This window comes from Pseudomonas sp. JL23, assembly GCF_056933585.1.
Map to the genome: position 1 here is coordinate 6395900 of NZ_CM167795.1, position 12983 is coordinate 6408882.

Consider the following 12983-nt stretch of genomic DNA (forward strand, 5'->3'; position numbering starts at 1 on the left):
TCATTAGCCTCTAAGCTGATCCACCAAGGCGCGGTAATCCGTCGCCAGGGTGGCCTGAAGTACTTCTTTCGGATAATCGTCGGTAATCACCGCTTCACCCATACGGCTCAGCAGGACCAGACGCATACGGCCATCAAGCACTTTCTTGTCGACAGCCATGTGTTCGAGGAAGTGTTCCGGAGTCATTTCCTGCGGCGGCACGACAGGCAGACCGGCACGCTGCAACAGGCGAATACCACGATCACGCTCCTGGGCGGTGATCCAGCCCAGGCGCGAGGACATTTCCAGCGCCATCACCGTACCCGCCGCCACGGCTTCACCGTGCAACCATACGCCGTAACCCATATGGGTTTCGATGGCATGGCCGAAGGTGTGGCCCAGGTTGAGGGTGGCACGCACGCCGGTCTCGCGCTCATCGGCGCCCACCACAAGGGCCTTGGCCCGGCAGGAACGCTCGATGGCAGCGGTCAACGCGACCTGATCCAGGCTGCGCAATTGGTCGACATGCTCTTCGAGCCAGACCAGAAAGGGCTCATCGCAAATCAGACCGTATTTGATCACTTCGGCCAGACCGGCCGACAGCTCGCGCTCAGGCAAGGTGTTCAGGGTCGCCGTATCGATCAGCACCACATTGGGCTGATAGAAGGCGCCGACCATGTTCTTGCCCAGCGGATGGTTGATACCAGTCTTGCCGCCCACGGACGAATCGACCTGGGACAACAGGGTGGTCGGCACCTGGATAAAATTGACGCCGCGCTGATAGCAGGCTGCGGCAAAACCGGCCATATCGCCGATCACACCGCCACCCAGGGCGATAACCGTGGTCCGGCGATCGTGGCGCGCAGTCAGCAGGCCATCAAAAATGGTTTGCAGGGTTTCCCAGTTCTTAAACGCCTCGCCATCAGGCAGCACCACCGAGATCACGCTGTATCCGGCCAGGGTGCGGGTCAGCCGCTCAAGATAAAGAGGTGCGACCGTCGCATTGGAAACGATGGCTACCTGGCGACCGACGATATGCGGCGCCAGCAGCTCAAGCCGGTCCAGCAGGCCTTCGCCAATATGGATCGGGTAACTGCGTTCGCCAAGCTCGACCTTTAATGTCTGCATGTGTCCCCACATTGAATAACGATTGGGCATCTGCGAGCGGGACAGAAATGGCATAAGGCCATATCACATGCCTGCTTCAGTGGTCGCCGAGGATAGCGCATTTCTGCCTGCGCTTTAACGGGGAGGAAGCTCTGCCAAGCGCGCGAGGATGTCAAGGACGACCATTCGCGGCGGCCGCTCGTCGGTTTCGATGATGATATCGGCAATCTCGCGATACAGCGGATCGCGCAGGGCCAGCAGGTCACGCAGCACCTGCTCCGGGTTGGCGGTACGCAACAGCGGGCGATTGCGATCACGGGCCGTGCGGCCTACCTGTTGCTCCACCGAGGCGTGCAGATACACCACGCGCCCCCCGGCATGCAGGGCCTGGCGATTTTCACCGCGCATGACCGCGCCGCCACCGGTCGCCAGAACGACGCCGTCAGCAGCACAGAGCTCGGCAATCATGGCCTGCTCGCGATCACGAAATCCGGGTTCGCCTTCCTTGTCGAAGATCCACGGGATATTGGCTCCCGTGCGCAGTTCGATTTCCTTGTCGGAATCCTTGAACGGCAATCGCAGCTCTTTGGCCAGCAAACGGCCGATGGTGCTTTTGCCAGCCCCCATCGGCCCTACAAGTATTAAATTTCGCACAGAATCAACGACTCACAGCAATCGCCGGGTTGTTCATGATACGCGGAGTCAGAAATACCAGCAGCTCGGATTTCTGCTCCGAAACCACGTCGCGTCGGAAAAGGCGGCCAATGTACGGCACATCGCCCAAAAATGGCACCTTGTCGACAACTTTGCTTTGCGTATTGGAGAACACGCCACCGATCACGATGGTTTCGCCATCGGAGATCAACACCTTGGCGTTGACCTCGTTTTTCTTGATCGGCGGTACGCCCAGCACTGTGTTCAGGTAGTCCGGCTCATCCTTGTTGACCTTCACTTCCATGATGATGCGGTTGTCCGGAGTGATCTGCGGCGTTACTTCCAGAGACAGCGCGGCCTGCTTGAACGAGACCGTGGTCGCGCCGCTGGAGCTGGCTTCCTGATAAGGAATCTCCGTACCCTTGAGGATCTTCGCGGTCTCTTTGTCAGAGGTCACGACTTTGGGCTGGGAAACGATTTCACCGTTGCCGGTCTTCTCCATGGCGCTCAGTTCCAGATCCAGCAGGGTGTTGCCGGTGACGAAGCCGATGCCAAAGCCGGAGGTGGCGTTGGCCGCGCTCAGGTCGACGAAAGGCGTGTTAGGGCCCAGATTGGTGCCTGTATTGCCAGCTTCGTCACCATTGTCATCAAGACCATAAGTGCTGTACTTGCTTTTACCCTTGAGGTTGGTCGAACCACCCCAGCGCACGCCGAGTGCCTTGTCATAACCGACGTTGGCTTCGACGATACGCGCTTCGATCATCACCTGACGTACCGGGATATCCAGCTGGGCCACAATGCGACGCAGTTCGTCGAGACGATCCTGGGTCTGGTAGGCAATGATGCTGTTGGTGCGGGCATCGACCGTGACCGAGCCGCGCTCTTTCTCTTCAGCGCCTTCGGCTTGTTGACGGGTCACCGATTTGAACAGATCGGCAATGTCCTTGGCCTTGGCGTAGTTGACCTGCAACAGCTCACGACGCAGCGGTGCCAGTTCGGCTACCTGCTTCATCGACTCCAGTTCCTGACGCTCGCGGGCGGCGATTTCGTCCGCCGGAGCGATCAGCAGTACGCTGCCGACCTTGCGCTTGTCCAGGCCCTTGGTTTTGAGCACCAGATCCAGCGCCTGATCCCATGGCACGTTCTGCAGGCGCAGGGTGATGCCGCCCTGAACGGTGTCACTGGCCACCAGATTGAGGTTGGTAAAGTCGGCGATCAGTTGCAGCACCGAGCGCACGTCGATGTCCTGGAAGTTCAGCGACAGCTTCTCGCCGGTGTACACCGGCTTGTCAGCCGCGCGGCGGGCCACGTCTTCGGTAGTCAAAGGACGCACGCTGATGGTCAACTTGTTTTCGGTCTGGTAGGCCGAATAGTCGAAGGCACCGGCAGGCTCGATCTCGATACTGGATTTGTCACCGCTCACCGAGGCATTGACGAACTGCACCGGCGTGGCGAAGTCCTTCACGTCCAGACGCAGGCGCAGCTTGTCCGGCAGTTGGGTCTTGACGAAATCGACGCGGATCTTGCCGCCCTGCTCCTGAATATCCGGCGCCATGGTCGGATCGCTCAGGTCGATAATCACGTTGCCCTCACCCAGCTCACCGCGCTGGAAGTCGACATTCTTGATCACCCGCCCCACCGGGACATAGGCCTTGGCCGCAGTCGACGGCGGCACCGAAACCTGGGCGGCGCCCTTGGTAATGGCTGGACGGGCTGCGGCAGGCTGTGCGGCAGGCGCTGCAGCAACAGGGCTCGGCCCCTGACCCACAACGACGAACAGGCGATTGCCTTCGACCCTGGTGGAATACGGTGCCAAAGTCGTCAGATTGACGATGACCCGCGTACGGTCCTTGGCTTCGACCACGGTCACGCTGTGGGCGTTACCGGCGCCCAGGTCGCGCGTCTTGCTGGCCAACTGACTTACTACGCCCGGCAGATCCAGGGCGATACGCGCCGGTTGCGCAGTGGTATAGCCACGCGGTTCAGGGACCGGAGTGTCAAACGTCAGCTTCAGCTCGACCCGGTCTCCAGGCAATGAAGCGACATCCAGCGCCTTCAGGCTGGCGGCCTGGGTCACCGGCGAAATCATCGCAATCCATAGCGATACGCCGATAATCGAGAGAATCCGGGTCATGATGAATTTCCGTTGTTGCATGCTTGTTCCAACCCACTTCATGAGCGTTCTTTAAGGGAGATACTGCGCGGTCGTTCCAGCCAGGCTCCCTCCCCATCAGAAACAATTTCGATGACATCCACCTGCGAATCACTGACCGATACGATGCGGCCGTTATCACGCCCCAGATAATCGCCTACCTTGACCCGATGCACGCCACCAGCGCCGCGCAACAGGGCAAAAGTACCGGTGTCGTTGGAGATCGTGCCGACCATTTCAAAGGTCTCGATGCCGAATCCTTCGAGGAACTGCTTGACCCGCGTCTCATCCGGCTTGATCTGCCGCGAGCCTTTCTGCCGGGCGACGGTGTCGTTCTTGATCGGCGGCTGAAAAGGACTGCGCAGGTTCGAGGCGCTGTAGGCAAAGGCTTCGTAAGGACGAAACTTGGGCAGCGGCTCGATGACTCCGGTGGGCTTGGCCTTCGCTTCGTTCATGAACGTGGTCAAATCGGCAAACTGGTTGTCGTTGCCACAACCGGCCAGCCCCATCAAGGCCGCACTGACGCACAGCAATCGCGCCACCCTCATTTCTTCAGCCCTTCATCGTTGTAGCGGTAAGTCTTGGCCAGGATGCTCATGCGCAACTTCAGCGGATTCTTCGGGTCGGCCGGCTTGATCGCGAAATCATGCAAGGTGACGATCCGCGGCAGGCTGGAGACGCCGCTGGCGAAGGTCGCCAGGTCGTGGTAAGCCCCGACCACGGTGATCTGGATCGGCAGCTCGATGTAGAACGGCTGGACCGACTCGGGCAACAGCTTGATCTCTTCGAATTCCAGGTTGCTGCTCAGGCCGGTACGGGTGATATCTTCAAGCAGGCCGGGCACTTCGGTATCGCTGGGCAACTGCCGCAGCAAGGCGCCGAACGTGTTTTCCATTTCGGTCATCTGGCGCTTGTACGGCTCAAGGTTGGCCGCCTGGAACGCCTTGGTGGTGAACTGCTCCTTGAGCGTGGTCTCACCGATCTGCGCGGAGCTGAGCTGGCCTTCAAGATCCTGGATATAGAAGAAATACCCAAGGCCCAGCACCAGCACCGTCAACAGTGCCGAAGCAATGACCTTGACCACCACAGGCCATGAGCCGAGGTTGTTGAGGTCCAGCTCGCTGATTTCAACCTTGCGCAGGCTCTCCAGCCATTCTGCGGGCCTCATGGCTTGGCTCCCTCAACCGAAGGCTGCGTCTGGCGCACCGTCAGTTGGAAAGAGTTGGCCTGATCCACAGCACCGGCAGCGGCTGCCTTCACCTCAGTCAGGTTCGGCGACTCCAGCCACGATGAGGCAGCGAGATTACGCATCAGGTCCGACACCCGATTGTTCGACTCGGCGATGCCGCTGATGGAGATGAGTTTGTCCTTCATAGTCACTTCGTTGTAATAGACGCCGTCCGGAACACTGCGGGCCAGTTGATCGAAGACCCGGCCTATGACCTGTCGGTTGCCTTGCAGGTCCTGAATGATCTTCATCCGTTCCAGCAACTGCTTGCGACGTGCCTTGAGGTCGCTGATTTCCTTGATCCGCAGATCCAGTTGAGCGACCTCTTTCTGCACCAGGGCATTGCGCGCCAGTTGGTTGCTCAGCTCAGCACTGAGGTAGCGATCGACAAGCATCAACAGGGCTACGGCCACCACCAGCACGCATGCCAGGGCGGTGAGGAAGCGTTTCTTGCGCTCTTCGCGCAGCTGTTCACGCCAGGGTAAAAGGTTAATCCGAGCCATCAGTCAAAGCTCCTCATGGCCAGGCCGCAGGCAATCATCAGGGCGGGGGCGTCACTGGACAATGCACCGGCATTGACCTTGGCGCTCAGGGCCATGTCGGCGAACGGATTGGCGACCAGGGTCGGAGTGCCGATGCGTTGCTGGATCAACCTGTCGAGACCGGCAATGGAAGCCGTACCGCCTGCCAGCATGATGTAATCCACCGAGTTGTACTGCCCGGCGGCGAAGAAGAATTGCAATGAGCGGGAAACCTGCTGAACCAGGGCGTCCTTATACGGCGCCAGGACTTCCAGGTTGTAGTCGTCGGGCAGGCCGCCCTGTTTCTTGGCAAGCCCGGCCTCTTCCATGGACAGGCCGTAGCGACGCTGGATTTCCTCGGTCAGCTGACGCCCGCCGAACAGCTGTTCGCGGGTATAGATGATGCGACCGCGGTGCAGCACGCTGAGGGTGGTCATGGTTGCGCCGATATCCACTACCGCGACGGTGAGCTCTTCGTGGCCGTTGCCCAACTGGGCCGAGAACAGACCGAACGAACGCTCCAGGGCATAGGCTTCAACGTCGACCACTTTGGCGGTCAGTCCCGCCAGAGCCAGGGCCGCTTCACGGACTTCGACGTTTTCCTTGCGGCAGGCCGCGAGCAGGACTTCAACGCGCTCGGGATTGCGCAGCGAATAGCCCTGGACTTCAAAGTCGATGGACACTTCTTCGAGGGGGTAGGGAATGTACTGGTCAGCTTCGATCTTGAGCTGGTTTTCCATATCGTCGTCGGTCAGACCGGCATCCATCTCGATGGTCTTGGTGATGACCGCCGACCCGGCAACCGCAACCGCCGCATTTTTGACGCTGGTCTTGGCCTTGACGAGCACACGCGACAAGGCATGCCCGACGCCTTCCAGCTCAGCAATGTTCTTCTCGACCACAGCATTGGCGGGCAATGGTTCAACCGCGTATGACTCGACCTTGTAGCGTGTGCCGGAACGACTCAATTCAAGGAGTTTTACCGAGGTGGAGCTAATATCGATCCCTAGAAGGGTATTGGCCTTCTTACCAAAGAGTTCGAACACAACCTATTTCCTATGAGTTTCCGTCACTTACGGACAATTTTTTGTTCAGTGCCACCAGCGGCTGCCTTGACAGTAGCGCAAATAACGCTCGGAGACGAAAAATGCTTATAATGCCCAGCGTTTTTTTCGTTTAAACAAGCTTCAAGGCGTGTTCATTTGTTGATGCCTGCGCTTAACCCATTCTTTTTTCTGGAAATCCAAAAGCCTTGATACGCCTGCTGAAGTTTTTCTGGTGGTCTCTCGTCGCCATGGTCTGTGGGCTCGTGCTCGTTCTGAGCGGTGCCTATCTCTACCTGAGCCCCAGTCTGCCGTCCGTTGACGCCCTGAGAAGCATCCAGCTGCAAATCCCGCTGCGAGTTTATAGCAGTGACGGCAAATTGATTGCAGAGTTTGGCGAAATGCGTCGCTCGCCAATCCGCTTCTCCGAGATCCCGCCCAACTTCATCAACGCCCTGCTCTCGGCCGAGGACGACAACTTCGCCAACCATTACGGCGTCGACCCCAGCAGTCTGATGCGCGCGGCTTCACAACTGGTGAAAAGCGGCCACATTCAGACCGGCGGCAGCACCATCACCATGCAGGTGGCGAAAAACTTTTTCCTGACCAGCGAAAGAAGTTTTTCACGTAAAGCCACCGAGATTCTTCTTGCCTTGCAAATCGAGCGCCAACTGACCAAGGACGAGATCCTTGAGCTGTACGTCAACAAGATCTACCTGGGCAACCGCGCCTACGGTATCGAGGCCGCGTCGCAGGTTTATTACGGCAAATCCATCCGCGATGCCAGCCTGGGCCAGATGGCCACGATTGCCGGCCTGCCCAAAGCACCGTCGCGCTTCAACCCCCTGGCCAACCCGGCGCGTGCCAAAGAGCGTCGCGACTGGATCCTGGGGCGCATGTTCAAGCTAGGCAAGATTGACGAGAAGGCCTACCAGACCGCGCTGGCCGAGCCGCTCAACGCCAGCTATCACGTACCGACGCCGGAAGTGAATGCCCCGTACATCGCCGAAATGGCCCGCGCCGAAATGGTCGGTCGCTATGGCAGCGATGCTTACACCGAAGGCTTCCGCGTCACTACAACAGTGCCGAGCGATCGCCAGGAAGACGCCAACCGCGCCGTTCAGGACGGTCTGATCGAATACGACCAGCGCCACGGCTACCGTGGCCCGGAAAGTCGCTTCCCCGGCATGACCCGTGAAGCCTGGGTTCAGGAATTGGTCAAGCAGCGCACCATCAGCGGCCTTGAACCGGCCATCGTCACCCTGATCGACAAGAACGGCCTGCGCGTGCTGACCCATAACGGCGAGAAGGAAGAAACCGTTGCCTGGGACAGCATGAAATGGGCGCGTCCTTATCTGAACACCAACAGCATAGGGGGAGCGCCGCGCTCGGCAGCTGACGTGGCTCATGTCGGCGACCTGATTCGCCTGCAGCGCAAGCCTGATGGCACCCTGAAGTTCAGCCAGATCCCGACCGCCCAGAGCGCACTGGTGTCCCTGGACCCGAAAAACGGCGCCATCCGGGCACTGGTCGGCGGTTTTTCCTTCGAACAGAGCAATTACAATCGCGCCACCCAGGCCAAGCGCCAGCCGGGCTCGAGCTTCAAACCGTTCGTTTATAGCGCCGCCCTGGATAACGGCTACACCGCCGCCAGCCTGGTCAACGACGCACCCATCGTGTTCGTCGACGAATACCTGGACAAGGTCTGGCGTCCGAAGAACGACAACGGCACCTTCCTCGGTCCGATCCGCCTGCGCGAAGCGCTGTACAAGTCGCGCAACCTGGTTTCGATCCGCCTGCTGCAGGCATTGGGTGTCGAAAGCACGATCGATTACATCACCCGCTTCGGCTTCAACAAGGCTGATCTGCCGCGTAACCTGTCCCTGGCCCTGGGTACCGCAACCCTGACGCCGATGGAAATCGTCACCGGCTGGAGCACTTTTGCCAACGGCGGCTACAAGATCTCGCCGTATCTGATCCAGAAGATCGAGAACCGCGAGGGCTCCACGCTGTTTACGGCCAATCCGCCGACCGTGCCAGCGGTTGACAGCAAAGTCGCGCCCAACACGTCGATCTATGCTGTCAATGATGGTCCGGCTTTGACCACCAACGTCACTCCTGCCGCCGTGGACCCTACGGCCCCGGCTGTGGCAGAGCGCATCGTCGACGGCCGCACTACGTACATTCTCAACAGCATGCTCGAGGACGTGATCAAACTGGGTACAGGCCGCCGCGCGCTGTCCATGGGCCGCCCGGATATCGCCGGCAAGACAGGTACGACCAACGAGTCCAAGGACGCCTGGTTCACCGGCTACAACGGCGACTACGTGACCACGGTCTGGACAGGCTTCGACCAACCGGAAAGCCTTGGCCGTCGGGAATTTGGCGGCACCGTCGCCCTGCCGATCTGGATGGAATACATGAGCGCCGCGCTCAAGGACAAGCCGCCGCATACCCAGGCCGAACCGGATGGCATTCTTAGTCTGCGAGTCGACCCGGTCAGTGGCCGCGCCGCGACGCCAAGCACGCCGAACGCCTTCTTCGAGCTATTCAAAAGCGAAGATACGCCGCCAAGCGTGAATGAACTGGGCAATGGCGTAGTGCCAGGCAGCCCGCTGCCAGCGGATGAGTCGGCGCCTATCGACCTGTTCTGATGCACTCGCACCGCATTCTGCGTCTGGATGTGACGCAGAATGTCAGGTCGATAGTAGCCTGAAGCCAGCATCTAGTCCGTCGGAGCGGCTTCAGCCGCGAGATCGCCCTCCCGGCTAAAGCCGGTACTACTCTCACCGTCCATCAAATCGCACCCACAAAAAAACCCGCATCGCTGCGGGTTTTTTGTTTATCGCCCAACCTCAGCCGTTGAACACGTCATCAACACTTTTCAGCGGGTAGTGCTTCGGATACGGCAGGGTTGCAACGCCGGTCTCGATGGCCGCTTTCGCTACTGCGTCAGCGATCAGGCCCAACAGGCGTGCATCCATTGGTTTCGGGATGATGTACTCACGACCGAATTCCAGCTTGATACCACCGTAAGCGTCGCAGACTTCCTGTGGAACCGGCAGCTTGGCCAGTTCACGCAGGGCGTTGGCCGCAGCGATTTTCATTTCTTCGTTGATGCGCTTGGCGCGAACGTCCAGAGCACCACGGAAAATGAACGGGAAGCCCAGCACGTTATTGACCTGGTTCGGGAAGTCCGAACGACCGGTGGCCATGATCACGTCGTCACGGGTGGCGTGAGCCAGGGCCGGAGCGATTTCCGGATCAGGGTTCGAGCAGGCGAACACGATCGGGTCACGGGCCATCAGCTTGAGGTTTTCCGCGCTCAGCAGGTTCGGACCGGACAGGCCAACGAATACATCGGCACCGTCGAGGGCATCGCTCAGGGTGCGTTTTTCCGTCGCGTGGGCAAACACTGCCTTGTACTGGTTCAGGTCGGTACGGCCGGAGTGGACCACGCCATTACGGTCGATCATGAAGATGTTTTCGATCTTCGCGCCCATGCTCACCAGCAACTTCATGCAGGAGATAGCAGCGGCACCGGCGCCCAGGCAGACGATTTTCGCCTCTTCCAGGGTTTTGCCGACGATTTCCAGAGCGTTGATCATGCCGGCAGCGGTAACGATTGCGGTGCCATGTTGGTCATCATGGAAAACCGGAATGTCGCACTGCTCGATCAGAGCCTTTTCGATCTCAAAACACTCAGGTGCCTTGATATCTTCCAGGTTGATGCCGCCGAAAGTGATGGAGATACGTTTAACGGTGTCGATGAAAGCCTGCGGGCTTTCGGAGTCCACTTCGATATCGAAAACGTCGATCCCGGCGAAACGCTTGAACAGAACACCCTTGCCTTCCATGACCGGCTTGGAGGCCAATGGACCCAGGTTACCCAGGCCAAGAATGGCGGTGCCGTCGGAGATCACTGCAACCAGGTTGCCCTTACCGGTGTAGCGGTAGGCCAGCTCAGGGTCACGAGCGATTTCACGGACTGGTTCAGCAACACCCGGGCTGTAGGCCAGCGCCAGATCACGAGCGGTTGCAGTAGGCTTGGTGAGTTCAACGCTCAGTTTTCCTGGTCGGGGATTGGCGTGATACTCGAGAGCGGCAGTTTTCAGATCAGACATGTGTGCATTCCGCTTTTTTATTTCTGTGGGACAGACGGACCGCCGAGGATACGCAAGTAAGAAAGTCCGAACAAGACTGCCCGGTCACTTGTGTCAAGGGGCGCGAGCTACGACTTTACGCTTATACGCGGGACTCCGGGACCCCGCCGCAGAGCGTTCAAACCGCAGGCAGCCGCACAATCATAGGATGACCGATCAGGTTCAGCCAGCGCACCCAACCTTGCCAGACGCCCTCTCGTCGCACACATCCTTGCAGCGCCCTGCGGCGTTGCGCCGCACACTGTCGAGCTGACTGAAAACCTATATGGAGTAAATCGCGGATCGAGTAGGAGGCGGCTTTACAGCCGCCGTCCTCTCACACCACCGTACGTACGGTTCCGTATACGGCGGTTCAAGTTATGCGGCTAAACCGGTTTATCGTATCCAGTACCGAGACTAACCCAAGTTGATCCCATAGCCTCTTCGGCAACGCCTGATTCATATGAGATGCTCCCGAGCTCCACCATGGGCCTCGGCCATTGAAGGCTGATTTGCAGGCACGAGCTTCGCTAAGCCCCAGGCGCATCAAGTTACGCGCCCTCGTTGAGGGCCGCTTCCATTGACGCCAAAGGACGCAGCGGAGCTTGCGCCGCACCCAGCCGTCAATTTCCTCAAGTGGCCGTTTGCTCTGACTGAGCTTGAAGTAGCCTGACCACCCGCGCAGCACAGGGTTTATACGTCCGATGACATTCGCCATCTTGTGGCCCCGTGCCCCGCGCAGCAGCTCCATGAGCCGGTCGCGCAAGCGAGCCAAACTCATCGTTGCCACTCTCAATCTCGGCTGCTGATGCCAGCTCATCCCATAGCCCAAGTAATCACAGAACCACGGACGTGCCACACGGCTCTTTTCCCGATTCAGCGTCAGTTTTAGGCGCTGATTCAGGAAGCGCTCAACACCGGCCAACACTCGCTCGCCCGCACGACGAGTGCGCACATAAATATTCGTATCGTCGGCATACCTCACGAAACGATGTCCCCGTCGTTCCAGCTCGCGGTCGAGTTCGTTAAGCAGGATGTTCGACAGCAACGGCGAGAGCGGGCCGCCTTGCGGCGTCCCCTCCTGTCGTCGGCTGACGATCCCGCTCGACATCGCTCCGGCTTCGAGGTAACGACGGATCAGTCTAAGCACGCGCTTGTCTTCGACGTGACGCTCTATCTTGTCCATCAATACGTCGTGGTTTACTCGATCAAAGAACTTTTCAAGATCAAGTTCCACACACCAGCGGTTGCCCGCTCCTACGTGGTCACGGGCCTTTTCGATGGCTTGATGAGCGCTTCTACCCGGACGAAAGCCGTAGCTATAGTCCGAGAACAGAGGATCGAAGATCGGCGTGAGCTGTTGCAGCAGTGCCTGCTGGATCAGGCGATCCACGACGCTGGGAATACCCAGTTGTCGTGTTCCGCCTTTGGGTTTGGGGATGTCAACGGCGCGCACACCCTGCGGGTGATACTCGCCGACCAGCAACCGAGCCTTGAGGATCGGCCAATACTGTTTCACGTAGCCCGCCAATTGCTCGACCGTCATACCATCGGTACCCGGCGAGCCCTTGTTGCTGACCACGCGTTGATAAGCACGCCTAAGGTTAGCGGGTGCAAGCACCCGTTCCATCAGCGTGTCCGGCTCCGCGTTCGTCCACGTCACAGACGCCGCCGATACCTGTGCGCTGTCAGCCGTCATCCTCGGATACTGTCCGGGACTCGGAGTAACAGTCTTCTCTGGGAGAAATTTCTGCATTTCGGTATTCAACGAGACTTTGACGCCTACTGGCGGCATACCTTGTTCGGCCCTTGGTGACGGGGTTATTCGCCACTTACTACGGCCTCGGCTGACTTCTGCACGCTCATCCCGTCGCCTCTCGACGCTCGGTAGCACAGTGGCAAACGCGCAGATCTCCCAGGGTAATTCGCGCGACCTTCCTGCTTATGCCTGTCGGATCTACGTCACAGCGTTCCGTGCAAGTATCGGGCTTTGGGAAAATACGCCCCCTTACCCCGCTGTGCCGCCTCATCCGCTTCCTGTTCGTCAGGCCAGCATTTTGCCTCGGGCTTCCTTCAGATTCGCAGTCACCCGCGACACCCTTGCCTCTGGCTAACACTTCCCCTTGCCGGGTGTGTAGAGGACTTTCACCTCCCAGT

10 protein-coding genes are annotated in these 12983 nt (G+C 59.1%); 1 reads left to right on the top strand and 9 read right to left on the bottom strand.

The window, feature by feature from the left end; all coding sequences use genetic code 11:
- Positions 1-3 precede the first annotated feature (3 nt).
- From aroB to AC1Z24_RS29270, 7 genes are all read right to left on the bottom strand, one after another.
- A complete protein-coding gene (gene aroB / locus AC1Z24_RS29240; RefSeq protein ID WP_483743764.1) occupies positions 4-1107 on the bottom strand; it encodes a 3-dehydroquinate synthase in 1104 nt (367 codons plus the stop codon).
- A 114-nt stretch (positions 1108-1221) separates the two neighbouring features.
- A complete protein-coding gene (aroK, locus tag AC1Z24_RS29245) occupies positions 1222-1740 on the bottom strand; it encodes a shikimate kinase AroK (protein WP_259104291.1) in 519 nt (172 codons plus the stop codon).
- A gap of 4 nt (positions 1741-1744) precedes the next feature.
- Positions 1745-3874, bottom strand: a complete 2130-nt coding sequence (locus tag AC1Z24_RS29250) for a type IV pilus secretin PilQ (RefSeq protein WP_483746735.1) — start codon at positions 3872-3874, stop codon at positions 1745-1747.
- A 38-nt stretch (positions 3875-3912) separates the two neighbouring features.
- Positions 3913-4440, bottom strand: a complete 528-nt coding sequence (locus AC1Z24_RS29255; RefSeq protein ID WP_259104289.1) for a pilus assembly protein PilP — start codon at positions 4438-4440, stop codon at positions 3913-3915.
- The gene (gene pilO / locus AC1Z24_RS29260; RefSeq protein WP_483743765.1) at positions 4437-5060 is read right to left on the bottom strand and encodes a type 4a pilus biogenesis protein PilO; all 624 of its coding nucleotides are present in this window, start codon (positions 5058-5060) and stop codon (positions 4437-4439) included. The genes AC1Z24_RS29255 and pilO overlap by 4 nt, the downstream gene beginning before the upstream one ends.
- Positions 5057-5623, bottom strand: coding sequence for a PilN domain-containing protein (locus AC1Z24_RS29265; RefSeq protein WP_259104285.1), 567 nt, complete (start codon positions 5621-5623; stop codon positions 5057-5059). The genes pilO and AC1Z24_RS29265 overlap by 4 nt, the downstream gene beginning before the upstream one ends.
- Positions 5623-6687 carry a pilus assembly protein PilM gene (locus tag AC1Z24_RS29270; RefSeq protein ID WP_483743766.1) on the bottom strand — a complete coding sequence of 355 codons (1065 nt, stop codon included), beginning with the start codon at positions 6685-6687 and terminating at the stop codon, positions 5623-5625. The genes AC1Z24_RS29265 and AC1Z24_RS29270 overlap by 1 nt, the downstream gene beginning before the upstream one ends.
- Before the next feature lie 209 nt (positions 6688-6896).
- Here AC1Z24_RS29270 and AC1Z24_RS29275 point away from each other — a divergent pair, with 209 nt between their 5' ends.
- On the top strand, positions 6897-9338 hold the full coding sequence (locus tag AC1Z24_RS29275; RefSeq protein WP_483746736.1) for a penicillin-binding protein 1A: 2442 nt from the start codon (positions 6897-6899) through the stop codon (positions 9336-9338).
- A 201-nt stretch (positions 9339-9539) separates the two neighbouring features.
- Here the strand turns inward: AC1Z24_RS29275 and AC1Z24_RS29280 are convergent, their stop codons facing one another.
- Both AC1Z24_RS29280 and ltrA read right to left on the bottom strand, forming a co-directional pair.
- A complete protein-coding gene (locus tag AC1Z24_RS29280) occupies positions 9540-10808 on the bottom strand; it encodes a malic enzyme-like NAD(P)-binding protein (RefSeq protein WP_259104281.1) in 1269 nt (422 codons plus the stop codon).
- Positions 10809-11199: 391 nt separating this feature from the next.
- A complete protein-coding gene (ltrA, locus tag AC1Z24_RS29285; RefSeq protein ID WP_483743767.1) occupies positions 11200-12621 on the bottom strand; it encodes a group II intron reverse transcriptase/maturase in 1422 nt (473 codons plus the stop codon).
- Positions 12622-12983: the final 362 nt, after the last annotated feature.